This is a genomic window from Stenotrophomonas sp. YJH_SMC_133 (assembly GCF_059370655.1).
In genome coordinates, this window is the sequence record NZ_JCAFTW010000001.1 from 243781 (window position 1) to 266735 (window position 22955).

General features: G+C 67.9%; 22 protein-coding genes and 1 pseudogene. 17 read left to right on the forward strand and 6 right to left on the reverse strand.

Translation table 11 applies throughout. The features are described from left to right. Positions 1 to 12: 12 nt before the first annotated feature. The gene (greB, locus tag AC5P78_RS01035) at positions 13 to 519 is read right to left on the reverse strand and encodes a transcription elongation factor GreB (protein WP_279915534.1); all 507 of its coding nucleotides are present in this window, start codon (positions 517 to 519) and stop codon (positions 13 to 15) included. A gap of 79 nt (positions 520 to 598) precedes the next feature. After that, positions 599 to 2104, reverse strand: a complete 1506-nt coding sequence (locus AC5P78_RS01040) for a helicase HerA-like domain-containing protein (RefSeq protein ID WP_279915533.1) — start codon at positions 2102 to 2104, stop codon at positions 599 to 601. A 122-nt stretch (positions 2105 to 2226) separates the two neighbouring features. Here AC5P78_RS01040 and AC5P78_RS01045 point away from each other — a divergent pair, with 122 nt between their 5' ends. Together AC5P78_RS01045 and AC5P78_RS01050 are read left to right on the forward strand one after the other, a co-directional pair. Then, positions 2227 to 3831 carry a transglycosylase SLT domain-containing protein gene (locus AC5P78_RS01045; protein ID WP_044570661.1) on the forward strand — a complete coding sequence of 535 codons (1605 nt, stop codon included), beginning with the start codon at positions 2227 to 2229 and terminating at the stop codon, positions 3829 to 3831. 20 nt (positions 3832 to 3851) lie between these two features. After that, positions 3852 to 4199 (forward strand): ribonuclease E inhibitor RraB, encoded by a 348-nt coding sequence (locus AC5P78_RS01050; RefSeq protein WP_005410490.1) that lies wholly within the window; start codon positions 3852 to 3854, stop codon positions 4197 to 4199. Positions 4200 to 4320: 121 nt separating this feature from the next. Here the strand turns inward: AC5P78_RS01050 and asd are convergent, their stop codons facing one another. Together asd and AC5P78_RS01060 are read right to left on the reverse strand one after the other, a co-directional pair. After that, on the reverse strand, positions 4321 to 5163 hold the full coding sequence (asd, locus tag AC5P78_RS01055) for an archaetidylserine decarboxylase (protein WP_049451986.1): 843 nt from the start codon (positions 5161 to 5163) through the stop codon (positions 4321 to 4323). After that, entirely contained in the window at positions 5160 to 5810 is a 651-nt protein-coding gene (locus tag AC5P78_RS01060; protein WP_005410488.1) for an SCO family protein, read from the reverse strand. Before AC5P78_RS01060 ends, asd begins: the two co-directional genes overlap by 4 nt. A gap of 123 nt (positions 5811 to 5933) precedes the next feature. Between AC5P78_RS01060 and prmB the strand changes: the two genes are divergently transcribed. The 10 genes and pseudogenes from prmB to AC5P78_RS01110 all read left to right on the forward strand — a co-directional run. Beyond that, positions 5934 to 6863, forward strand: a complete 930-nt coding sequence (gene prmB / locus AC5P78_RS01065; RefSeq protein WP_495217143.1) for a 50S ribosomal protein L3 N(5)-glutamine methyltransferase — start codon at positions 5934 to 5936, stop codon at positions 6861 to 6863. Further along, positions 6860 to 7963 carry a chorismate synthase gene (aroC, locus tag AC5P78_RS01070; RefSeq protein ID WP_012480895.1) on the forward strand — a complete coding sequence of 368 codons (1104 nt, stop codon included), beginning with the start codon at positions 6860 to 6862 and terminating at the stop codon, positions 7961 to 7963. Before prmB ends, aroC begins: the two co-directional genes overlap by 4 nt. Further along, on the forward strand, positions 7956 to 8993 hold the full coding sequence (locus AC5P78_RS01075) for a 2-hydroxyacid dehydrogenase (protein ID WP_108270361.1): 1038 nt from the start codon (positions 7956 to 7958) through the stop codon (positions 8991 to 8993). Before aroC ends, AC5P78_RS01075 begins: the two co-directional genes overlap by 8 nt. A 91-nt stretch (positions 8994 to 9084) precedes the next feature. Beyond that, entirely contained in the window at positions 9085 to 10113 is a 1029-nt protein-coding gene (locus tag AC5P78_RS01080; protein WP_049397021.1) for an aspartate-semialdehyde dehydrogenase, read from the forward strand. Positions 10114 to 10263: 150 nt separating this feature from the next. Further along, a complete protein-coding gene (locus tag AC5P78_RS01085) occupies positions 10264 to 12324 on the forward strand; it encodes a FimV/HubP family polar landmark protein (RefSeq protein ID WP_414498367.1) in 2061 nt (686 codons plus the stop codon). 26 nt (positions 12325 to 12350) lie between these two features. After that, complete coding sequence (locus tag AC5P78_RS01090) at positions 12351 to 12713, forward strand: VOC family protein (RefSeq protein WP_005410482.1); 363 nt, start codon at positions 12351 to 12353, stop codon at positions 12711 to 12713. Positions 12714 to 12745: 32 nt separating this feature from the next. Continuing rightward, positions 12746 to 13516: a tRNA pseudouridine(38-40) synthase TruA gene (truA, locus tag AC5P78_RS01095; protein ID WP_012480891.1), complete on the forward strand. Its 771-nt coding sequence runs from the start codon at positions 12746 to 12748 to the stop codon at positions 13514 to 13516. Then, complete coding sequence (locus tag AC5P78_RS01100) at positions 13513 to 14169, forward strand: phosphoribosylanthranilate isomerase (RefSeq protein ID WP_005410480.1); 657 nt, start codon at positions 13513 to 13515, stop codon at positions 14167 to 14169. Before truA ends, AC5P78_RS01100 begins: the two co-directional genes overlap by 4 nt. Positions 14170 to 14449: 280 nt before the next feature. Continuing rightward, positions 14450 to 15139, forward strand: a complete 690-nt coding sequence (locus AC5P78_RS01105; RefSeq protein ID WP_076739729.1) for a hypothetical protein — start codon at positions 14450 to 14452, stop codon at positions 15137 to 15139. Position 15140: 1 nt separating this feature from the next. Beyond that, a pseudogene (locus tag AC5P78_RS01110) lies at positions 15141 to 15353 on the forward strand (peptidoglycan-binding protein); the annotation flags it as partial. Positions 15354 to 15400: 47 nt separating this feature from the next. Here the strand turns inward: AC5P78_RS01110 and AC5P78_RS01115 are convergent. Further along, positions 15401 to 16288: a LysR family transcriptional regulator gene (locus AC5P78_RS01115; protein WP_024958314.1), complete on the reverse strand. Its 888-nt coding sequence runs from the start codon at positions 16286 to 16288 to the stop codon at positions 15401 to 15403. Between the two features lie 96 nt (positions 16289 to 16384). On the opposite strand from AC5P78_RS01115, the gene trpB reads away from it, so the two are divergent. The 5 genes from trpB (at position 16385) to glmM (ending at position 21723) form a co-directional block, all read left to right on the forward strand. Next, positions 16385 to 17602, forward strand: coding sequence for a tryptophan synthase subunit beta (gene trpB, locus AC5P78_RS01120; protein WP_005410476.1), 1218 nt, complete (start codon positions 16385 to 16387; stop codon positions 17600 to 17602). Beyond that, positions 17599 to 18279: a hypothetical protein gene (locus AC5P78_RS01125; RefSeq protein ID WP_099473472.1), complete on the forward strand. Its 681-nt coding sequence runs from the start codon at positions 17599 to 17601 to the stop codon at positions 18277 to 18279. Before trpB ends, AC5P78_RS01125 begins: the two co-directional genes overlap by 4 nt. A gap of 1 nt (position 18280) precedes the next feature. Next, positions 18281 to 19090: a tryptophan synthase subunit alpha gene (gene trpA, locus AC5P78_RS01130; protein WP_012480887.1), complete on the forward strand. Its 810-nt coding sequence runs from the start codon at positions 18281 to 18283 to the stop codon at positions 19088 to 19090. Positions 19091 to 19486: 396 nt separating this feature from the next. Continuing rightward, positions 19487 to 20362: an acetyl-CoA carboxylase, carboxyltransferase subunit beta gene (accD, locus tag AC5P78_RS01135; protein ID WP_005410473.1), complete on the forward strand. Its 876-nt coding sequence runs from the start codon at positions 19487 to 19489 to the stop codon at positions 20360 to 20362. Continuing rightward, positions 20362 to 21723: a phosphoglucosamine mutase gene (glmM, locus tag AC5P78_RS01140; RefSeq protein ID WP_012480885.1), complete on the forward strand. Its 1362-nt coding sequence runs from the start codon at positions 20362 to 20364 to the stop codon at positions 21721 to 21723. The genes accD and glmM overlap by 1 nt, the downstream gene beginning before the upstream one ends. Positions 21724 to 21891: 168 nt before the next feature. On the opposite strand, the gene galE is transcribed toward glmM, so the two are convergent. After that, positions 21892 to 22932 (reverse strand): UDP-glucose 4-epimerase GalE, encoded by a 1041-nt coding sequence (gene galE, locus AC5P78_RS01145; RefSeq protein ID WP_012480884.1) that lies wholly within the window; start codon positions 22930 to 22932, stop codon positions 21892 to 21894. Between the last annotated feature and the right edge of the window lie 23 nt (positions 22933 to 22955).

Consider the following 22955-nt stretch of genomic DNA (forward strand, 5'->3'; position numbering starts at 1 on the left):
TGACAGTCGACGCTACAGCGGTTCGTATTCCACGCTGATCACCGCGAAGGTGAACTGGCCGCCGGGCAGTTCCACCGAAAATTCATCATCCAGCCGCTTCTTCAGCAGCGCACGCGCCAGCGGCGAATCGATGCTGATCCAGCCCAGGCCTGCGTCGGTCTCATCCGGGCCGACAATGCGATAGCGGCTGGTGTCGCCACTGTCCACGTTCTCCAGTTCCACCCATGCGCCGAAGAACACCGCCAGCGGATCGGTCGGCGTGGTATCAACCACGCGTAGCGATTCCAACCGCTTGGTCAGGTAGCGCACACGACGGTCGATCTCGCCCAGCTGCTTCTTGCGATAGGTGTACTCGGCGTTTTCCGAACGGTCGCCTTCCGCAGCGGCCGCGGCCAGTGCCTTCACCACCTCGGGGCGGCGCACACGCCATAGGTCATCCAGCTCGGCCTTCAGCCGGGCATGGCCGGAGGCGGTGATCAGGGCGGTACTCTTTTCTGCAGGGGGACGCCAACGCGACATGTGGTGCGACTTCTTTTCAGGGGAACGATGGGGTCGGATCCTTTCCGCAGGAAAGGGATCCGACCCCAGTAGTGGCGGATCAGCGCTTGCCGCCGAAGATGCCACCCAGGATGCCACGCACGATCTGGTTGCCCAGCTTGGTGCCGACGGTGCGCGTGGTCTGCTTGGCCATGGTTTCGATCATGCCCTGGCGGCGCTTGGTGCCGAAGATCGCGTCCTTGATTGCCTGGCCGAAACCGCCTTCCTGCGCTTCGTCCTGCTCGCGACTACGCGCGGCCGGTGCCTGCGCCTGTTCGACGGTCTTCTGCGCACGCTGGGCCAGCAGTTCGGCGGCCGATTCACGGTTGATCGCGGTGTCGTAGCGGCTGCCGACCGGGCTGCCGGCACGCACCTGGGCACGCTCGGCGTCGGTGATCGGCCCCATCCGGCAGCGCGGCGGCGCGATCATCGTCTGCTGCACCGGCATCGGCACACCCTTGTCCTGCAGCGTGGACACCAGCGCTTCGCCGGTACCGAGCTGGCTGAGCACCTTGGCCACGTCCAGCTTCGGGTTCGGCACGAAGGTCTCGGCAGCAGTCTTCACTGCCTTCTGGTCGCGCGGGGTGAATGCACGCAGCGCATGCTGCACGCGGTTGCCGAGCTGGCCGAGGATGTTGCCCGGTACGTCATCAGGGAACTGCGAGCAGAAGTACACGCCCACGCCCTTGGAGCGGATCAGGCGCACCACCTGCTCGATGCGCTGCACCAGCGACGGGGGTGCATCGTCGAACAGCAGGTGCGCTTCGTCGAAGATGAAGACCAGCTTCGGCTTGTCCAGGTCGCCCACCTCCGGCAGCTGCTCGAACAGCTCCGACAGCAGCCACAACAGGAAGGTGGAATACAGCTTCGGCTTGAGCACCAGCTGGTCGGCGGCAAGGATGCCGATCATGCCGCGGCCGTCGTGATTGACCCGCATGATGTCGGCCAGTTCCAGGGCCGGCTCACCGAAGAAGTTCTCGCCGCCATCCTGCGCCAGGCGCAGCACCGACCGCTGGATCGCAGCGATGGACTGCGCGCTGACCAGGCCGTACTCGGTGGAGATGTCCTTGCGCTCCTCGGCCACCAGGCCGAGCAGCGCGCGCAGGTCGTCCATGTCCAGCAGCAGCAGGCCACGGTCGTCGGCCAGCTTGAACACGATGTCGAGCACGCCGGACTGGGTGTCGTTCAACTCGAGGATGCGCGCCAGCAGGGTCGGGCCCATCTCGCTGACCGTGGTGCGCACCGGGTGGCCGAGCTTGCCGTACAGGTCCCAGAAAATGGTCGGGCTGGCGGCCGGTGCGTAGTCGGCCACGCCGATCTCGGCGGCGCGCTTGAGCAGGTTCTCGGCGCCGGTGCCGGGCACCGCCAGGCCGGACACATCGCCCTTCACATCGGCCAGGAACACCGGCACGCCCAGCCGCGAGAAGCCCTCGGCCAGGGTCATCAGGGTCACGGTCTTGCCGGTACCGGTGGCGCCGGCCACCAGGCCGTGGCGGTTGCCGAGTCTCGGCAGCAGGGTGACGGCCACATCGTCGGTGATGCCTTTGCCGAGCAGAATCGGATCCATGGTCCAGCCCTTGTGGTGAATAGCCCAATGTTAACCGCCGGCGGTGACGGTCCGAAGGTCGGCTTGCCCGGACCTTGGCGGCGCCGCTACTCTGCCTGCCTGTTTCGCACACAGTGCCATCAATGCCCGTTCCTGTCCTGATTTCCCGCGGTTGGCCGCTGCTGGCCCTGGCCGGCCTGGTTTCCCTGGCGCCCGACGCCCATGCGCAGCGGGTTTCGGCCCGGGACAAGGTGAAGGTGGATGCGCTGCAGCAGCGCATGACCGTCGCCGAGAAGCGTTACAGCGATGCGCTGCTGCTGGTCGCCAATGCCGACCCCAAGGGCAGCAACGAAGCCGACGCCGCGCTGGAGGACATGGAAGATGTCCTCAACGACTGCGTGAAGCAGAAGGGCTGCCAGATGGGCACCCTGCTGGCCAGCTACAAGCGCCTGCTCAAGCACGACGCCGACGCGGCCGCCAGCGATGACGTGGCCGACGAGGGCGGTGATCGCCTGGAAGCCGACCCCGACCACATCGGCCCGCTTACCGCCGACGTACCGGAGGCCGCGCGCGCTGCCGCGCTGCTGAACGACAAGCGGCACGCCTTCGACAGCATGGTCGAATACAACCCGGCGGTGCAGGCCGGCATCCGCCGCTGGCTGACCGACATGCGCCCGGCGTTGCTGACCAGCTACGAGAACTACCAGAACCTGCGTGCGGTGATGTGGCCGGAGTGGGAGAAGCGTGGCCTGCCCGAAGCGCTGCTGTTCGGCATCATGGCCAAGGAATCCAACGGCCGCGTGCATGCCTCCTCGCGCGCCGGCGCGGCGGGCCTGATGCAGTTCATGCCGGCCACCGGCCGCCGCTTCGGCCTCGGCCCGGACGGCACCGGCTTCGACACCCGCTTTGACGCGCGCAGCGCCGCCGAAGCCAGCGCCAGCTACCTCAACGAACGCCTGCGCGAACTGAACAACAACGTGGAAATGTCGGTGGCCGCCTATAATGGTGGCGAAGGCCGCGCCGCGCGCGTGTTCAAGCAGAGCGCCGGGCAGAGCTTCTGGACCGACAGCGTCTACAACCAGTTCCCCGGCGAGACCAAGGACTACGTGCCGATGGTGATCGCCGCGGCCTGGATCTTCCTGCACCCGCAGCAATACGGCGTGGAGTTCCCGAAGATCAGCGCGCAACCGGCCACGCTGCGCCTGGCCAAGTCGACCACCATCTACGAACTGACCATCTGCCTGGGCAGCCACGGCACCCGCGATGGCTACATGCGCGCGCTGCGCAACCTCAACCCGCGCTATGAGGCCGATGGCTGGATCCCGGCCGGCACGCTGATCAATGCCACCACCCGCATCGCCGGCCTGTACCAGCGCAACTGCGTCAGTGGCCCGCGTGCCGACCTGGCCCGGACGCTGATCACCGCCGATCTGAACGCAGCAATCAAGCGCCCGACCGCGACCAGCTACACCGGGAGCGTGGCCGTGGGCGGCGTGGTGCCGGTGGCCGATGCGGCCGCGTCCACCAGCGTGCCGACCACGCCGGTCGCTCCGGTGGCCACGCCGCGCCCGGCGGCGCGCCCGAAGCCGGTGCGCAGCCACAAGGTGGGCCGGGGTGAAACCCTGGGCGCCATCGCGGCCAAGTTCCAGTGCGACGTGCCCACCCTGGCCCGTGCCAACGGCCTGAAGGCCCCGGCCTACAGCCTGCGCCACGGCCAGACGCTGAAGCTGCAGGGCTGCGACAAGTAATCCCCTACCCTGGAATCCGCATGGACCTCGAAGACACCCGCAACCTGTTCGCCAACCTCCGCGAAAACACCGACTGGGACATCACCGGCCCGTTGCTGTGGGGGTACTTCTTCGTGCACTCCACTGCCGAGCCGTTGCAGGCACTGGCGCAGCACCTGCAGGCGCAGGGTTACACCTTCGTGGAATTGTTCGAACAGGATCCGGAAGAGGGCGACGCGCCGTTCCACGTGCTGCATGTGGAGCGCGTCGAGATCCACGACGAAGCCTCGCTTGACCGCCGCAACCAGGAATTCGCAGCGCTGGCCGCGGAGAAGGGCGTGGAAGACTACGACGGCATGGACGTCGGTCCGGCCCCGTCCCTGCAGTAACGCGCGTACCGGTAGTGCCGGCCGCTGGCCGGCAATGCTCGACGCGTTGGATCGAAAAAGGGGACGGAGGGGATTAAGTCGTTTATGCATAAACGACTTAATCCCCTCCGTCCCCTTTTTGTCAGCGCAGCCTGGCCAGCGCCTGGCCCAGCTGCACCGGGCTTTCAGCGCCCAACTGCGGGGCGAAGTCAGCCACGCCTGGCGGCAGCAGCACGATCACGGTGGAGCCGTAGTTGAAGCGCGCCATCTCGGCAAAGCGCTCCAGCCTGATGCCCTGGCCGCGGTAGTCCTTGCGGGTGATGCGGTCGCCATAGTGCGGAATCTCCTCGCCGCTCCACACGGTTTCCACCCCGGACACCAGCAGCGCACCGACCATCACGCTGACCATCGGCCCGAAGCTGGTGTCGAAGTGGCAGACCAGGCGCTCGTTGCGGGCGAACAGGCGCGGTACGCCGTTCACTGCCGCCGGACCAACGCTGAACAGGCGCCCCGGCACGTGCACGGTCTCACGCAGGGTGCCGGTCCACGGCATGTGCACGCGGTGGTAATCGCGCGGCGACAGGTACACCGTGGCGTAGAGGCCATCGTTGTATGGCTTGGCGTCCTCGTCACTGCCCAGCAGTTCGGCAGCGGTGAATGACTGGCCCTTGGCCTGGAAGATGCGGCCGGCCTCGATCTTCCCCAGCTGGCTGATGCGGCCGTCGGCCGGCATCACCAGGCTGCGCGGATCGGCGTCAGCCACGCGCGCGCCCGGCTTCAGCGCACGGGTGAAGAACTGGTTGAAGGTCGCATAGCTGCGCGGGTCCGGGTTGGCCGCTTCGTCCAGGTTGACGTTGAACTTGCGGGTGACCGTGTCGATCAGCCAGCGCGATACGCGCGGATCGTCCGAGTACGCCAGCGAACGCGCCATCGAGGACAGCAGGCGGTGTGGCAGGGCGTACGTCAGGGCGGTGGTGAGGCTCATGGGGCGGTTTTCTCGGTCAGCTTCTGCAGGTCGCGGGCAATGGCCGGCGCGTTGAACGGGGGGCGTACCAGGCCGGCAAGGCGGCCCTGCGGGTCGAGCACGGCCAGGCTGGCCGAATGCTCGACGGTGTAATCCTCGGGGTTCTCGTCGAAATGCTTGCCCGGTACCTTCTGGAACACGAAGCCCAACGAGGTGGCGAAGCGCTCCAGCGAGGGAACGTCAGCGGTGGCGGCCAGGGTGTCCTTGTGGAAGCCGTGCACGTACTCGCCGAGGCGGGTGGCGCTGTCGCGGTCGGGGTCGACCGAGATGAACAACACGCGTGGGCGCAGGCTGTCGGGCAGGGCTTCCCACTGGTTCTGCGCGCCGGCCAGCTCGGCCAGGGTGGTCGGGCAGACGTCCGGGCAGAAGGTGAAGCCCAGGAATACCAGGGTCCAGTGGCCCTTCAGTTCGCCCGGGATCAGGCGGGTGCCGTCGGACTGGGCCAGGTTGAAGTCGGGCAGTTCGCGCGGCTGCGGGTACAGCGTGATCGCTTCGGTGGCCGGGGCATTGGCCGGCGGCTTCGGCGCGAACAGCTGCTGGGCGGCCAGCAGACCGAGACCCGCCGCCAGGGCGATCAGCAGGATGATGCCGGCGTTGCGATTGAACATGGGGGCTCCCGCGCGAAGTGGGCCCCATCATACCGGCTGTGGCCCGAATCGTTTCCGCCGCAACGGATGCCGCCACGGGCGCCAGCCCCTATAATCGGGGGCCACTTTGCCCGCAGTACCGCCATGACCGCTGAAACGGCCGCCGAACTCCACACGATCATCGATCTGATCCGCTACGGCACCAGCCGTTTCAACGAAGCCGGACTGACCTTCGGGCACAGCTACGACAACGCGCTGGACGAGGCCACCCAGCTGGTGCTGCACAGCCTGCACCTGCCGCATGACCTCGGCCCGGCCTATGGCCAGGCGCGCCTGCTGCAGGCCGAGAAGCTGCGCGTGCTGGAGCTGTTCCAGCGTCGCATCGACGAACGCATCCCGGCCGCCTACCTGACCGGTGAGGCCTGGTTCGCCGGCCTGAGCTTCAAGAGCGACAAGCGCGCCCTGGTGCCGCGCTCGCCGATCGCCGAACTGATCGAATGCGGCTTCGAGCCGTGGCTGGCCGGCCGCGATGTCAGCCGTGCGCTGGACCTGTGCACCGGCTCGGGCTGCATCGCCATTGCGATGGGTCACTACTATCCGAACTGGGAAGTGGACGGCGTCGACCTGAGCGACGATGCACTGTCGCTGGCCGAAGAAAACAAGGAGCGCCTGCAGGCGCACAACGTCACTCTGCTCAAGTCGGACCTGTTCAACGGCCTGACCGTCCGCCACTACGACCTGATCGTCACCAATCCGCCGTACGTCACCAACGACGAAACCGATGCCCTGCCGCAGGAATACTCCTACGAGCCGGAAATGGGCCTGCGTGCCGGCGACGACGGCCTGGACCTGGTGCTGAAGATCCTGCGTGACGCCCCGCTGCACCTGAGCGAGGACGGCCTGCTGATCTGCGAAGTGGGCGAATCCGAGCAGCACCTGATCAAGCTGCTGCCGGAAGTCGACTTCGCCTGGATCGAGTTCAAGGTCGGCCAGATGGGCATCTTCGCGGTCGAGTGCCGCGAGCTGATCGCCCACAGCGCGCGCATCACCGAACTGGCGGCGCAGCGCCCGTGAGCTCCAATTCGTTCGGCAAGCTGTTCACGGTCACCACGTTCGGTGAGTCGCACGGGCCGGCCATCGGCTGCGTGATCGATGGCTGCCCTCCGGGGCTGGCGCTGGACGCGGCCGAATTCGGCCATGACCTGCAGCGTCGCGCGACCGGCAAGAGCCGGCACACCTCGGCCCGCCGCGAGGCCGATGAGGTCGAGATCCTGTCCGGCGTGTACGAGGGCCTGACCACCGGCACCCCGATCGCGCTGCTGATCCGCAACACCGACCAGCGCAGCAAGGATTACGCGAACATCGGCCAGCAGTTCCGGCCAGGTCATGCCGACTACAGCTACTGGCACAAGTACGGCATCCGCGACCCGCGCGGTGGTGGCCGTTCCTCGGCACGCGAGACCACCATGCGCGTGGCCGCCGGCGTGGTCGCCAAGAAGTGGCTGGCCGAACGCTTCGGCGTGACCGTGCGCGGCTACCTGTCGCAGCTGGGCGACATCACCCCGGCTGGTTTCGACTGGTCGGCGGTGGAAGACAATCCGTTCTTCTGGCCGCATGCCGCACAGGTGCCCGAGCTGGAGGCGTACATGGATGCGCTGCGCAAGTCCGGTGATTCGGTCGGCGCGCGCGTGGACGTGGTCGCCGACAACGTGCCGCCGGGCTGGGGCGAGCCGATCTACGGCAAGCTCGATGGCGAACTGGCCGCCGCGCTGATGAGCATCAACGCGGTGAAGGGCGTTGAGATCGGCGACGGTTTCGCCAGCGCCGCACAGAAGGGCACCGAACATCGCGACCTGCTGACCCCACAGGGCTTCGCCAGCAATCACGCCGGCGGCATCCTCGGTGGCATCTCCACCGGCCAGCCGGTGGTTGCGTCGATGGTGTTGAAGCCGACCTCCAGCCTGCGCCTGCCGGGCCCGTCGCTGGACACCGCCGGCAACGTGGTCGAGGTGGTCACCACCGGTCGCCACGATCCCTGCGTCGGCATCCGCGCCACCCCGATCGCCGAGGCGATGGTGGCGATGGTGCTGATGGACCAGGCGCTGCGCCATCGCGCGCAGTGCGGCGATGTCGGCACGATCACCCCGCGCATTCCCGGGCAGATCGATGGCTGACACGCGGCCGACCGTGTGGGTGAGCCAGCCGCTGATCGACGCGGCCATCGCGCCGCTGCGCGATCGCGTGCAGCTGCGCAGCACCGATGCGGTCACCGCCTGGTCGCCCGACCAGATCGCCGAACAGCTGGACGGCGTCGACGGCGCGATCATCACCCTCAACGAGCGCATCGGTGCGGCCCAGGTGGCCGATGCCGCGCAGCTTCAGGTGATCGCCAATGTCGGCGTCGGCTACAACAACCTGGATGTCGATGCGCTCAGCGCAGCCGGCATCCTCGCCAGCAACACGCCGGACGTCCTGACCGAAACCACCGCCGATCTCGGTTTCGCCCTGTTGATGGCGACCGCGCGCCGGATCACCGAATCCGAGCGCTGGCTGCGCGAAGGCCAGTGGCAGCAATGGTCGTTCCAGACCATGCTTGGCGCAGACATCCATGGCAGCACGCTGGGCATCCTCGGCATGGGCCGCATCGGCCAGGGCATCGCCCGCCGCGGCGCGCATGGTTTCGGCATGAAGGTGCTGTACCACAACCGTTCGCGCCTTCCGGCCGAGACCGAGGCTGCGCTCGGCGCGACCTACGTCGACCTGGACACGCTGCTGGCGCAGTCCGACCACCTGGTCACCGTGCTGCCCTACACGCCGGCCTCGCATCACATCATCGATGCGGCTGCGCTGGCGAAGATGAGGCCCTCAGCCACCCTGGTGAACATCGCCCGCGGCGGCATCGTCGACGAACTGGCGTTGGCCGACGCGCTTGCCCGAGGCCGTCTGGCCGCTGCCGGCCTGGATGTCTACGAGGGTGAGCCGGCGGTGCGCCCCGAACTGCTGGCGCTGCGCAATGTCGTGCTCACGCCGCACATCGGCAGCGCCTCGCTGGCCACGCGCACGGCGATGGTACAGCTGGCCGTGGATAATCTGGTTGCCGGGCTCGGCCTGGACGGCGGCCCGTCGCGCATGCCGAGCGCGATCAACGCTGATGCGGCGATGGCCGCGCGCGTGACGCTGGGCAAAAAAACCGGGAAACGATAGGGAACCTCCGCGCGCCCCGCTTGAGGAGGTTCCCCGAACCCAGCTGTTGTGCGTGTTTCTTCCCCATTCCCGTTTTCGTGAGAGTTCCCCCATGAGCAATGCACAGCGCAGTTTCCACGTCGCCGTCGTCGGTGCCACCGGTGCGGTCGGCGAGACCATGTTGTCGATCCTGGCCGAGCGTGGTTTCCCGGTCGGTACCCTGAGCGTCCTGGCTTCCGAGCGTTCGGCCGGCGGCGAGATCGAATTCAACGGCCAGAAGGTCACGGTCCAGGACCTGGCCACCTTCGATCCGAGCGGCGTCGAGATCGCGCTGTTCTCGGCCGGTGGCAGTGTGTCCAAGGAATACGCACCGAAGTTCGCCGCTGCCGGTGCGGTGGTGATCGACAACTCTTCGGCCTTCCGTTACGACGATGACGTGCCGCTGGTGGTGTCCGAGGTCAATCCGGAACAGGTGGCCAACCGTCCGCGCGGCATCATCGCCAACCCGAACTGCTCGACCATGCAGATGCTGGTGGCGCTGGCGCCACTGCACCGCAAGTACGGCATCGAGCGTATCAACGTCTCCACCTACCAGTCGGTGTCCGGCGGCGGCCGTTCGGCTACCGAGGAACTGGGCAAGCAGACCGGCCAGCTGCTGAGCTTCCAGGAAATCGATCCGCAGCGCTTCCCGGTGCAGATCGCCTTCAACCTGATCCCGCACATCGACGACTTCCAGGACAATGGCTTCACCAAGGAAGAAATGAAGCTGATCTGGGAAACCCGCAAGATCCTCGGCGACGACAGCATCCTGGTGAACCCGACTGCGGTGCGCGTGCCGGTGTTCTACGGCCACTCCGAGTCGGTGGCGATCGAGACCCGCGACAAGGTCACCGTCGCCGAAGCGCGCGCGCTGCTGGAGCAGTCGCCGGGCATCGAAGTGGTGGATCGTCACGAAGCCGGTGGTTACCCAACCCCGGTCACCCACGCCTCGGGCACGGACGCGGTGTACGTCGGCCGCATCCGCGAGGACCTCTCGCACCCGCGCGGCCTGAACCTGTGGATCGTGTCGGACAACGTGCGCAAGGGCGCGGCGTTGAATGCCGTGCAGCTGGCCGAGCTGGTCGCCGCCGAGCAGCGCTGATCACAGCGGTTGCCTCACCGGTAGTGCCGGCCGCTGGCCGGCATTGCCGTGATCCATGTGCCGGAGTGCATGCCGGCCAGCGGCCGGCACTGCCTAAAGGGTCTTTCCGGTGGGTGCGGACCCCGGTCCGCACGCTTTATAGTGTCGCCCATGAATAAACGGGCCAGGGGCGCAAAGCGCCCGCTCCTCTATCTTTCCACTGCGCTGCTGGCCCTGGCCAGCAGTTCGGCACTCGCATTGGGCCTGGGAGACATCCGTGTCCTGTCCAAGCCGGGGCAGCCATTGCTGGCCGAAATCCCGGTGGTGTCGGCGGACCCGTCCGAACTGGAAAACCTGCGCGTGGCGCTGGCCTCGCCGGTCACCTTCGAACGCGTCGGCCTGCAACGGCCGACCGGGCTGGTCAGCGAGCTGCAGTTCGAGCTGACCCGCAATGCGCAGGGCAGGGCGGTGGTGCGCGTCACCTCGCAGGCCCCGGTGGAGACGCCGTCGCTGAGCTTCCTGATCGAAGCTGACTGGGGCCAGGGCCGCCTGGTGCGCGAGTACTCCGCGCTGGTCGACGCGCCGTCCAGCGCGCTGGCCGTGGCCGAGCCGGAGATCGTCGCGCCGGCAGGCACGCTCTCCAATACCATCGTGCGCGAACCGGCACCGGCTTCGGCAACAGTGCCAGCGGCGGAGGCGCCCACTACGCCGCCACCTGCGGTGGCGCCTGCACCGGCACGCCCGCGTGCGGCCTCCGCGCCGGTCGCTGCACCGGCGGCCGATGGCAGCGTCACCGTACAGCGCGGTCAGACCCTGTCGCAGATCGCCAGCGCGGTGGCGCGTGGCAACCAGGTCAGCCGCGACCGCGCGATGATCGCCCTGCTGCGCGCCAATCCCGAAGCCTTCATCCGTGGCAACGTCAATCTGCTCAAGCAGGGCGCGGTGCTGCGCGTGCCGGGCAGCGATGCGCTTGCCGCTGTCGATGCCGCCGAGGCCACCGCGCTGGTACGCGAGCACGCCGCGCAATGGCGGCAGGCGCGCACCGTGCCGCAACCGGCGGGTGCGGTCGCGCCGGCCGCCAAGGCGGCAACCGCGAACGCTTCTTCCCCGGCTGCCGCCAACGGGGCACGACTTGAGATCGCTCCGGCGCTGGCGTCCGACGCCGCGCACGCGGGCACAACCACCGGCACCGCTGCCGGCAGCGAGGGTGACATGCTGGGCAACGAACAACTGCGACAGGCGCGTGAGGACATCGCCACCCGCGATGCCGAGATCGGTGAACTGAAGCAGCGCGTGGCCGATCTGGAGAAGCTGAAGGAACAGCAGCAATCGCTGATCGCGATGAAGGACAACGACCTGGCCGCCGCGCAGCAGCGCCTGGCACAGGCGCCGGGTTCCCGTGATGCGGCAACGCCGTGGTACTGGCTGGGGCTGCCGGTGTTGCTGTTGGCGGCGGGCGCGGCCTGGCTGCTGCGTCGTCGCAAGCCGTCGCCGCTGCCGCCGCTGCGTGAGGAAGACGATGCCGCCGGCCTGGCCGCAGCGGTGCCGGCAGGTGCGGCGCTGGATACGGTGGCCGAGCAGTCCTCGTGGTCGTCGGCTGTTGCCGACAATGGCCGCCAGGAACCGGTGATGCCTGCCTGGGCGACCGAAACCGAAGTGCACGACGTGGTGGTCGCCGAACCCGTCGCCGAGCACGCGGTGCGGGCCGAATGGCAGGCCGAGACACTGCGCGACGAGGACGCGGTGGCATTGCCCGAAGCGGTGACCAATCTGCCGCGCTGGGACGATTCCGCAACCACCGGCGACGAGGTTGTCGTCGCCGAGCCGCTGCAGGACGAACGCGTTGTACCGCAGGCGCCGGCCGAAGTGGCGGTGCCGGACTACGCACTGCATGCCGAACAGCAGCCTCAGTTCCGCGGAGTGTTCGATCTGCCGGCTGACGCGCATGAGAACGAGGCTCCGGCGGATACCGTACATCCCGAGGCCATCGACAGCATCGACCACGGCAGCGTCGACGCTTCTCATTCCGACGATATCGCGCCGAGCGCGGCCGCGCCCGCCGGCGACGCGGGCTGGTCGCCGCGTGCCGGCCAGGAGCGCCTGGAACTGGCCATTGCCTACCTCGATCTGGGCGACGCGCAGACCGCGCGCACCCTGTTGCTGGAAGTCGCCGAAGGCGGTGACCTGCACAGCCAGGCCCAGGCCCGCGAACTGCTGGCCCGCCTGCCGTGACCGAACCTGCCGACAAGGACCCTGCCATGAGCCGCGAGCGTCGCATCGACTACGTTGAATTCGCTTCCAGCGACCCGGCCGCAAGCCGCGCCTTCTTCGAGAAGGTGTTCGGCTGGTCGTTCGTCGATTACGGCAGCGACTACACGGCGTTCGACGATGGCCGCCTGCAGGGCGGCTTCTTCCGCGGCCAGCCGCAGCGGGCCAGCGACAGCGGCGCACCGCTGCTGGTGCTGTATGCCGACGCACTGGCACCGGTCGAGGCCGCCGTGCGCGACGCCGGCGGCGAGATCGTGCGCCCGGTGTTTTCCTTCCCCGGTGGCAGCCGCTTCCAGTTCGTCGAGCCCGGTGGCAACGAACTGGCGGTCTGGTCCGAACGCGATCCGGCCTGAGCGCCGCCCCATACGCAATATCGAGGTAGCACATGCGTTACGCGCTTGGCGTCGAATACGACGGCAGCGATTTCAGGGGCTGGCAGAACCTGGGCGAGGGCGGTCCCAGCGTGCAGGCCAGCCTTGAGCAGGCCCTGTCGTCGGTGGCCGATACGCCGCTGCAGGTGGTCTGCGCCGGCCGCACCGATGCCGGCGTGCATGGCCAGTGCCAGGTCGTCCATTTCGATACCGACGTGGTGCGCGACCCGCGCGCCTGGATGCTGGGCACCACCACCCGCCTGCCGCGCTCGATCGCGGTGCGCTGGTGCGTGCCGGTGGCCGACGATTTCCACGCCCGCTTCTCGGCACGCGCGCGCCGCTACCGCTACCGCCTGCTCAACCGCGAGGTGCGGCCGGCGCTGGACCGGCAGACCCTCAGCTGGGAGCGCCGGGCGCTGGACGAGACGCTGATGCACGCCGCCGGCCAGGCCCTGATCGGCGAAAATGACTTCAGCGCGTTCCGCTCCGTGCAGTGCCAGGCGCTGCATGCGCGGCGTGAGCTGCAATCACTGCAGGTCAGCCGCCAGGGCGAAGTGATTGAAGTGGCCGTGCAGGGCAATGCATTCCTTCATCACATGGTCCGCAATATCGTCGGATCGTTGATCCTGGTGGGCAGCGGTGAAAAACCGGTGGAATGGATCGCCGAACTGCTGGCCGGGCGCGATCGCACCGTAGCCGGTCCCACCGCACCGCCGCAGGGCCTGGTGTTCCTTGGGCCCCTGTACCCCGACAACTGGCATCTGCCCGCCGAGGTCACGCTATGAGCCGCTCCTACTACCGCACGCGCATCAAGTTCTGTGGCATGACCCGTGCCGGCGATGTCCGCCTGGCCGGTGAGCTGGGCGTGGACGCAGTGGGTTTCATCTTTGCCCGCGAGAGCAGCCGCCGGGTTGCGCCTGCCGAAGCACGCGCGATGCGCCAGGCGATCGCGCCGATGGTTGATGTGGTGGCCCTGTTCCGCAACAACAGCAAGGAAGAGGTGCGCGAGGTGCTGCGCACGGTGCGGCCAACCCTGCTGCAGTTCCACGGCGAGGAAGACGAGAGCTTCTGCCGCAGCTTCAACATGCCCTACCTGAAGGCGATTGCCATGGGGGGCCGGGAAGAGGTCAATGCGCGCACGTTGCAGCTGCGTTACCCGAGCGCGGCGGGGTTCCTGTTCGACAGCCACGCTCCCGGCGGCGGCGGCGGTACCGGCGTGGCCTTCGACTGGGGCCGTATCCCGACCGGCCTGCACCGGCCGTTCCTGCTGGCCGGTGGGCTGAACCCGGAAAACGTCTACGACGCTGTGCTGGCCACGCTTCCCTGGGGCGTGGACGTGTCCAGCGGCATCGAACTGGAGCCGGGCATCAAGGACGGTTACAGGATGCGCACCTTCGTCGAGGAAGTGCGCCGCGCGGACTGCACGGTCCTGGAGTGATCCGCGCCCCCTGAGGGCGCACCCGGAACGTCATCGCCGACGGTGCATTCCGCCGGGTCTGTGTTCTTGCCTGTCGCGTGCCGTGCCATGAAGGCGGACGTCTACTGAATGCGGTGAGCATCCCACTTTCGGGTAATTCAGGATCCAGCGCCAGGAAGTCGACACCCCCGAGCAACTGATCGGACACAATGGGCCCGGCCTGACCTGGCTGGGTGCGATGCGGTGTGCGTGTCGCTGGCCGCACCCCTGAGATACGCCTTGGCTTTCGAACGAGGACGCAATGGATATGCCCCATCTCTCTTCCCACCGTATCCGCCTGGCCCGCCTGACGATCATGCCCGGCCTGCTGCTTGCATTGGGCGCGTGTGCGGGCGGTGACTCTTCCGCCCCGACTGCATCGGCACCGGCCGCTGCCACACCGGCAGGCGCAGCCGCCACAGCACCGGCGACGGTTCCGGCGGCAGCACCGGCTGCCGACAGCCTGGCGGCGCTGATCCAGGCCAGTGGCGTGAAATGCAGCAACGCCAATACGGGCAGCGGCTGCACGGCCGGCGATGTGGACAGCGGTGATTTCTACGATGTCGAACTGTCGCCGGACTGTGGCGACCAGGGCTTCTTCGCGGGCGTAGCCGACGCCAAGGGCGTGGAGACGTTGAATGCGGTGCCATCCACCGGCAGCAAGGCCAGCGTGACCGCAAAGCTGTCGAAGGGGCAGCTGGTCTGCGTGCAGGGCATCGGGCGTACCGGACAGAATCCGCTGTTCTATTACGTCGTGGCGGTTCCCGCAGCAACGGTCGGCAAGTGCAAGGGCAACACGTTGTGTGACACCTATGGCGACAGGCCGATCACTGGCCTGGCGAACACGGGGGGCGAGGCCTGCCATGTGGCGGCGCCGGGACGTTACGCCGGGAACTGCGCGCAGGGCTGGGTCAGTGCGGACGTGCTCGACGTGTTTTCCAACGGAATGTAATCACGGTATCGATGCGGCCGACAAGCTGCAGAGCATCACGGTGCAGGATGGCAAGGCGTTCGTGATGGGCACGACGCCGGGCTTCCGCACCGCCATCGGTCTGGCTCAGGCGCCACCGCCGCTGGAGCAGACCGGTGCCAAGCCGCTGGCAGATCCGCCGCACCAGCAGCAGGTGCATGAGGAGCAGCAGCGGGTCGCGATGGGGGGGCGCTGAGGCTTGTGTTGCCGGCTTCGGGGGCGAACGCCACCCGGAGCCTTGTCTCATCGCAGCTGTGCTGCTGCCCAGTCGGCCAGGGCGTCCACCCGTGCATCGGCCGGGCCATCCGGCCGCGCCAGCACCCAGAAGCCGCCGGTGGCGGTAAATCCCCACGGTGCGACCAGCCGGCCTGCGGCCAGGTCTTCGGCCACCAGCGGTTCCGGTGCGATTGCCGGGCCCAGCCCGGCCACCGCGGCTTCCAGCAGGTAGTACAGGTGCTCGAAGGCGGTGCCCAGCTGCAGCTTCGACACGTCCAGATCGTGCGCCTGTGCCCATGCCGGCCATGCCTGCGGCCGTGAGCTGGTGTGCAGCAGCGTCTCCTGCAGCAGCGCCGACGGCGGTGCATGCCGCAGGCGCTGCGCGGCCGGATGCGATGGCGCCACCACCACGCCGACCCGTTCCGGCGCCAGCTCGCGTACCTGCCAGCCTCGTGGCCACGGGCCCTGCGCCAGCAGCAGCACCGCGTCCAGCGCCGCCTGCGCTTCGGTGAAACTGCCATCCAGTGCCGACCACTGCAGGCGCACGCCGGGCAGGGCAGCCTGCAATGCTGGCAGTCGTGGAATCATCCATCGCGCCAGCACGCTGCCACTACAGCCCAGTACCAGCGCCGGGGCTGCTGTCGGCCGCCGCAGTTCGCGCACGCAGTCTTCGATGCCGCTGAAGGCCTCGCTGCATGCTGCCTGCAGCCGCGTGCCCGCAGCGGTCAGGCGCAGGCCACGGCCGGCCCGCTGGAACAACGCCAGGCCAAGGTGATCCTCCAGCAGCTTCAACTGCCGGCTGACCGCGCCGTGGGTGACGTGCAGGTCCTGCGCGGCGCGCCCAACGCCGCCAAGGCGGGCCGTCGCTTCGAACGCGCGCAGCGCATTGAGGGGAGGCAGCAGGGAACGGCTCATGTGAGATTTCCTGACGATATGCGCCAGATAATATCCATTTTCCGGTCATGACCTGTGCGCTAGAGTATCCACCTGTCTGAACCACCGGTCGTATCCATGTCTGCCTCCCCCATTGCCGACTATCACGCCTTCCCGGATGCCCAGGGCCACTTCGGCCGCTATGGCGGCAGTTTCGTTGCCGAAACCCTGGTCGGCCCGCTGCAGGAACTGGCCCAGGCCTATGACCAGGCGCGCCAGGATCCCGCATTCCAGCTGGCCTATGACCGCGATCTGGCGCACTACGTGGGCCGGCCGAGCCCGATCTATCACGCCCAGCGCCTGAGCGATCACGTCGGTGGCGCGCAGATCCTGCTCAAGCGCGAGGACCTGAACCACACCGGCGCGCACAAGATCAACAACACCATCGGCCAGGCCTTGCTGGCCGCGCGGATGGGCAAGAAGCGCATCATTGCCGAGACCGGTGCCGGCCAGCATGGCGTGGCCAGTGCCACGGTTGCCGCGCGGCTGGGCCTGGAATGCGTGGTGTACATGGGCGCCACCGACATCGAGCGGCAGAAGATCAATGTTTACCGCATGAAGCTGCTGGGCGCGACGGTGGTGCCGGTCACTTCCGGCTCGGCCACCCTGAAGGACGCACTCAACGAAGCCATGCGCGACTGGGTGACCAACGTGCAGGACACCTTCTACATCATCGGCACCGTGGCCGGCCCGGATCCGTATCCGCGCATGGTTCGTGACTTCAATGCCATCGTCGGCCGTGAGGCGCGCGAGCAGATGCTGGCCGAGTACGGCCGCCTGCCCGATGCGATCACCGCCTGCGTGGGCGGCGGCAGCAATGCCATCGGCCTGTTCCATGCCTTCCTCAACGACCGCCAGGTCGAGATCGTCGGCGCCGAAGCCGCCGGTGATGGCATCAACACCGGCCGTCACGCCGCGTCGATCGCTGCCGGTCGCCCGGGTGTGCTGCACGGCAACCGCACCTATGTGCTGTGCGACGACGACGGCCAGATCATCGAGACCCACTCGGTATCAGCCGGCCTGGATTATCCGGGCGTCGGCCCGGAGCACGCGTTCCTGGCCGATACCGGTCGCGCACGCTATCTGGGCATCACCGACGAGGAAGCGCTGCAGGCCTTCCACCTGCTGGCGCATACCGAGGGCATCCTGCCGGCACTGGAGTCCAGCCATGCGCTGGCACAGGCGATCAAGCTGGCGCGTGAGCGACCGCGTGACCAGATCGTGCTGTGCAATCTATCCGGCCGTGGCGACAAGGACGTGCACACCATCGCTGCGCGCGAAGGGCTGGTGCTGTGAGCGCGCGGCTGCGGAACAGCGGCGTGCTGCTGCTGGCGCTTGGGCTGGCCGCGTGCCAGCCGCCGGAGCCACCGGTACTGGCGCCGGCCGCCAAGGCCACCACGCAGCCGGCGCAGCAGCCTGCCGCCAATGATGACCTCGACCCGATGGCGCGCACGCCGATCGACGATCCGCCGTCTGTGGACGATACGGACAGCGATGACGCACCAGCGGTGGCCTCGGTGGCGCTGGACCATGCCGGCGAGGTATTGATCGGGCAGCACATGACCGATCTGAAGGCCTTCGGGCCGTGGACGGCACAAGGGGCTGTCGAAGCCATCGGCGGTAGCTGCGAATACTACGACGGCAAGGGGCTGCCGCCCGGCGTGTCGATGATGACCGATGAAGATCGGGTGGTCCGTTTCGACCTCGGCCTGGATCCGGAAAGTGGGGCGCCGACCCAGCAGCCAGGTCCATTCGGCCTGCGCGTCGGCATGACCCGCGCCCAGGCGATTGCCCGGTTCCCGAAGCCGCCTGTGTCCAGCCCGCATGCCTACGATGGTGAGCAGGGCGAGTATCTCACCTGGCAGGACCCGGGCTCGGCCCTTGGCATCCGGGTGGAACTGTTTGAAGGGAAGGTCATCCAGATGTACTGGGGGACCAGTGATGCGATTGAACTGATTGAAGGATGTGCCTGAGATGCCTGTATCCCGACTCGATGCCTGTTTCCAGCGCCTGCGCGAGCAGCAGCGCAAGGCGCTGATTCCCTTCATCACTGCCGGTGATCCCTCGCTGGAGGCCACCGTGCCGGTCATGCACGCGCTGGTTGAGGCCGGTGCCGATGTGATCGAGCTGGGCGTGCCGTTCTCCGACCCGATGGCCGATGGCCCGACCATCCAGCGCAGCTCCGAGCGCGCGCTGGCACGGGGGGCTGGCAGCCGCTACGTCCTGCAGGCCGTGGCGCAGTTCCGCGAGCGCGACGCGCAGACCCCGGTGGTGCTGATGGGCTACCTCAACCCGGTGGAGATCCATGGCTACGCGGCCTTCGCCAAGGCCGCCGTCGACGCAGGCGTGGACGGCGTACTGCTGGTCGACCTGCCGCCGGAAGAAGCGGTTGAAGCGCAGCAGGCCTTCGATGCAGCCGGCCTGGCACTGGTCCTGCTGGCGTCGCCGACCACCAGCGAAGCGCGGGCCGACAAGCTGCTGGCGCTGGCCCGTGGCTACCTCTACTACGTCAGCTTTGCCGGTGTCACCGGCGCGTCCGAACGCCTGGACAGCGATGCCGCCAGTGCCCGCCTGCAGGCCCTGCGCGCGCGCGCTTCAGTGCCGGTGGTTGCTGGCTTCGGCATCAAGGACGCCGCCAGTGCGGCGGCGATGGCGCGCCAGGCCGATGGCGTGGTGGTCGGCAGTGCATTGGTGGCGGTGCTGGCCGAAGCGGGCTCGGCTGAAGAGGCCGCGCAGCGTGCTGGAGACTTCCTGGCCCCGCTGCGGCAGGCGCTGGACGCGTAACGGTCGTGCCGGCCGCTGGCCGGCATCTGCTTGACGGCCACATGCAAGTGCTGCCGGCCAGCGGCCGGCACTACCCATGGGTCTGCACGTAAGGGGCTGCCGGCCAGCGGCCGGCACTACCCATGGGTCTGCACGTGGGGGCTGCCGGCCAGCGGCCGGCACTACCCATGGGTCTGCACGTAGGGGGCTGCCGGCCAGCGGCCGGCACTACCCATGGGTCTGCACGTAGGGGCTGCCGGCCAGCGGCCGGCATGACCCAGCAACTAAACGTACGTTCCAGCATGGTTTTTTCCAGTGGCCCCGTGGCCAGCAAGGGGGTGCACGGGCAGGGAAAGCGGAGCTAGACTGTCCGCCTTTGCGGCCCTCGGGCCGCCCTGAACGGAAGTGTCCTCCCGCATGAGTTGGCTCAGCAAGTTGATGCCGTCCGGCATCCGCACCGACAACACCCCCAGCAAGAAGCGCAGTGTCCCCGAGGGCCTGTGGGAAAAGTGCAGCAACTGCGGCAGCGCGTTGTACCGTCCGGAACTGGAAGAGAACCTGGAGGTCTGCCCGAAGTGCGGCCACCACATGGCGATCCGCGCGCGTGCGCGCCTGGCCGCCCTGTTCGACGCCGACAGCACCACCGAGATCGGTGCGCGCCTGGGGCCGACCGACCTGCTCAAGTTCAAGGACCAGAAGAAGTACAGCGAGCGCATCAAGATCGCGCAGAAGAACACGGGTGAGTACGACGCGCTGATCGCCATGCGCGGTCTGCTCAAGGGCCGTGCACTGGTGGCCTCGTCGTTCGACTTCGCCTTCATGGGCGGCTCGATGGGCTCGGTGGTGGGTGAGCGTTTCGCGCTGGCCGCCGAAACCGCAGTCGAGATCGGTGCCCCCTACGTGTGCTTCTCGCAGAGTGGCGGCGCGCGCATGCAGGAAGGCCTGTTCTCGCTGATGCAGATGGCCAAGACCTCGGCCGCACTGGGCAAGCTGCGTGAAGCGGGCCTGCCGTACATCTCGGTGCTGACCCACCCGACCACCGGTGGCGTGTCGGCCTCGTTCGCGATGCTGGGCGACATCAACATCGCCGAGCCGCAGGCGCTGATCGGCTTTGCGGGTCCGCGCGTGATCGAGCAGACCGTGCGCGAGAAGCTGCCGGAAGGCTTCCAGCGTTCGGAGTTCCTGCTGGAGCACGGTGCCATTGACCAGATCTGTGACCGCCGCGAGATGCGCGACCGCCTGTCCGATCTGCTGGCAATGCTGGGCCGTCAGCCGGCCCCGGAGGTGGCTTGATGGGAGGCCGCAAGTACTTCGGTACTGACGGCATCCGTGGGCGGGTCGGCCAAGGCGTGATCTCGGCCGACTTCGTGCTGCGCCTGGGCAACGCCCTGGGCCGTGTCCTGGTCGCCCAGCGCGGCCAGGACGGGCGCCGGCCGATCGTGGTGATCGGCAAGGACACCCGCATTTCCGGCTACATGTTCGAAGCGGCGCTGGAGGCCGGCCTGGTCGCTGCCGGCGCCGACGTACAGCTGCTGGGGCCGATGCCGACCCCGGCGGTGGCGTTCCTGACCCGCACGCTGGGCGTGGACGCCGGCATCGTCATCAGCGCTTCGCACAACCCGCATTACGACAACGGCATCAAGTTCTTCTCCGCCCAGGGCGAGAAGCTCGACGACGCCACCGAACTGGCCCTGGAAGCGGCGCTGGACGTTCCGTTCACCACCGCCGAATCGGAGAAGCTGGGCAAGGCGTCGCGCGCGCGCGAAGCGGTCGGCCGCTACATCGAGTTCTGCAAGGCCAGCGTGCCGCGCGCGTTCGACCTGCGTGGCGTGCGCCTGGTGCTGGATTGCGCGCACGGTGCCACCTACCAGATCGCACCGCTGCTGTTCCGCGAACTGGGCGCCGAGGTGATCGGCATCGGTGCCGAGCCCAATGGCGTCAACATCAACGCAGGCGTGGGTTCCACCCATATCGACAACCTGGCGGCCAAAGTCCGCGAGACCCGTGCCGATCTCGGCATCGCCTTCGATGGTGATGGCGACCGTGTGCTGATGGCCGACGACCAGGGCAACCCGGTCGACGGTGACGACCTGCTGTACATCCTGGCCCGCGCCTGGAAGGACGAAGGCCGCCTGCGCGGCCCGGTGGTCGGCACGCTGATGAGCAACTACGGCGTGGAGAAAGCTTTCGCCGATCTGCAGATCCCGTTCGTGCGCAGCAACGTTGGTGATCGATACGTGCACCAGGCGCTGGTCGAAGGCGGGGGCGTGCTTGGCGGTGAGGCCTCGGGCCACCTGCTGTGCCTGGACCGGGCGACCACCGGCGACGGTATTGTCAGTGCCCTGCAGGTACTGGTGGCACTGCGCAACGGCGGCCAGACCCTGCGCCAGGCGCTGAAGGGTTTGGAGCGGGTGCCGCAGAAAACGGTCAACGTGCGGTTGGGCAATGTCTCGGCCAAGGCCACGGTGCAGGCCGACAGTGTGCAGGCCGCGCTGGCGGCCGCGCAGCAGTCGGTGGCCGGCCGCGGTCGCGCGTTCCTGCGCCCGTCGGGTACCGAGCCGGTGGTGCGGGTTACCGTCGAAGCCGATGACGCCACGCTGATGCAGGAGACACTCGATCGCTTGTCCGCTGCGGTGCGCGAAGCCGCTGCCTGAGCAGCGTGGCAATCCCGCGTGTTGCACCCGACATGGCCGCGTATGCGGCCATGTTTTTTTCTGGGAGGGGGACTCAACCGTGCGCGACCCGCGATCGCGTTCAGCTGCGGCTGCGCACCTTGTGACGCGTCGTGTACGGGCGTTTCCGACCGCTGGGTCCTGCCCGCATCAGCGCGCGGGCAGGTGCTCTCGCACTGCACCTTGTGCGGCGCGTGACATCGCCCGCTGCCACTTCCAGGTGTCCCGGCACATGTCGGTGAGATCGTGACGCGCCTTCCAGCCCAGCTCGCGCAGCGCCAGCGAGGCATCGGCGAAGCTGACCGCGATGTCGCCATCGCGCCGCGGTACGATGCGGAACGGAACCCGTACGCCGGTGGTGAGCTCGAAGGCCTGGATCAGTTCCAGCACGCTGTGGCCCTGGCCGGTGCCAAGGTTGAGGGTGATGCTGCGCCGCTGGTCGCGAAGGAACTGCAGGGCCAGCACGTGGGCGCTGGCAACGTCCTGCACATGGATGTAGTCGCGCACGCCGGTACCATCATGGGTCGGATAGTCGTCCCCGAAGACCTGGACCTCCGGCAGCAGCCCGGCGGCGACCTGCGCGATGTAGGGCATCAGGTTGCTCGGCGTGCCATGCGGCAGCTCGCCGATCAGCGCGCTGGCGTGGGCGCCGACCGGGTTGAAGTAGCGCAGCGTCGCGATATGCAGGTCCTGGCCCGTTGCCGCCAGGTCGGCAAGCAGCTGCTCGACCACCAGCTTGGTGCGCCCATAGGGCGTCATCGCACAGGTTGAAGCGGTCTCGGCCACCGGGCAGTGGTCCTGGTTGCCGTACACCGTTGCCGAAGAGCTGAAGACCAGCAACTGCACGCCTGCATCCTGCATGGCACCGAGCAGGGCAATCGAACCGCTGATGTTGCTGTCGAAGTACTGCAGTGGAATCTTCTGGGATTCGCCCACGGACTTGAGCGCTGCGAAGTGCAGTACGGCATCGATCGCGTGCTCCTGCATCAAGGCGGCCATGCGCGGCCGGTCCCGGATGTCAGCCTGCACGAACACCGGTGCCGTGCCGGTGATCCGTCCGATGCGCTCGACCACGCTGGCGTCGCTGTTGCACAGCGAGTCCACGATGACCACGCCGTGCCCCTGCTGCTGCAGCTCCACGCATGCATGCGAGCCGATGTAGCCAGCACCGCCGGTCACCAGTACGTTCATTGCCTTCACTGTCCCTTTGAGTC

Bases quoted from the DNA above. Each gene is read 5' to 3' on its own strand.
- prmB (WP_495217143.1), top strand. From the start codon at position 5,934: ATGACCGCTGAAACGGCCGCCGAACTCCACACGATCATCGATCTGATC.
- truA (WP_012480891.1), top strand. From the start codon at position 12,746: ATGCGTTACGCGCTTGGCGTCGAATACGACGGCAGCGATTTCAGGGGC.
- trpB (WP_005410476.1), top strand. From the start codon at position 16,385: ATGTCTGCCTCCCCCATTGCCGACTATCACGCCTTCCCGGATGCCCAG.
- AC5P78_RS01050 (WP_005410490.1), top strand. From the start codon at position 3,852: ATGGACCTCGAAGACACCCGCAACCTGTTCGCCAACCTCCGCGAAAAC.
- galE (WP_012480884.1), bottom strand. From the start codon at position 22,932: ATGAACGTACTGGTGACCGGCGGTGCTGGCTACATCGGCTCGCATGCA.
- AC5P78_RS01060 (WP_005410488.1), bottom strand. From the start codon at position 5,810: ATGTTCAATCGCAACGCCGGCATCATCCTGCTGATCGCCCTGGCGGCG.
- accD (WP_005410473.1), top strand. From the start codon at position 19,487: ATGAGTTGGCTCAGCAAGTTGATGCCGTCCGGCATCCGCACCGACAAC.
- AC5P78_RS01040 (WP_279915533.1), bottom strand. From the start codon at position 2,104: ATGGATCCGATTCTGCTCGGCAAAGGCATCACCGACGATGTGGCCGTC.
- AC5P78_RS01085 (WP_414498367.1), top strand. From the start codon at position 10,264: ATGAATAAACGGGCCAGGGGCGCAAAGCGCCCGCTCCTCTATCTTTCC.
- AC5P78_RS01045 (WP_044570661.1), top strand. From the start codon at position 2,227: ATGCCCGTTCCTGTCCTGATTTCCCGCGGTTGGCCGCTGCTGGCCCTG.
- asd (WP_049451986.1), bottom strand. From the start codon at position 5,163: ATGAGCCTCACCACCGCCCTGACGTACGCCCTGCCACACCGCCTGCTG.
- AC5P78_RS01080 (WP_049397021.1), top strand. From the start codon at position 9,085: ATGAGCAATGCACAGCGCAGTTTCCACGTCGCCGTCGTCGGTGCCACC.
- AC5P78_RS01100 (WP_005410480.1), top strand. From the start codon at position 13,513: ATGAGCCGCTCCTACTACCGCACGCGCATCAAGTTCTGTGGCATGACC.
- AC5P78_RS01105 (WP_076739729.1), top strand. From the start codon at position 14,450: ATGGATATGCCCCATCTCTCTTCCCACCGTATCCGCCTGGCCCGCCTG.
- AC5P78_RS01115 (WP_024958314.1), bottom strand. From the start codon at position 16,288: ATGAGCCGTTCCCTGCTGCCTCCCCTCAATGCGCTGCGCGCGTTCGAA.
- AC5P78_RS01090 (WP_005410482.1), top strand. From the start codon at position 12,351: ATGAGCCGCGAGCGTCGCATCGACTACGTTGAATTCGCTTCCAGCGAC.
- AC5P78_RS01075 (WP_108270361.1), top strand. From the start codon at position 7,956: ATGGCTGACACGCGGCCGACCGTGTGGGTGAGCCAGCCGCTGATCGAC.
- greB (WP_279915534.1), bottom strand. From the start codon at position 519: ATGTCGCGTTGGCGTCCCCCTGCAGAAAAGAGTACCGCCCTGATCACC.
- glmM (WP_012480885.1), top strand. From the start codon at position 20,362: ATGGGAGGCCGCAAGTACTTCGGTACTGACGGCATCCGTGGGCGGGTC.
- trpA (WP_012480887.1), top strand. From the start codon at position 18,281: ATGCCTGTATCCCGACTCGATGCCTGTTTCCAGCGCCTGCGCGAGCAG.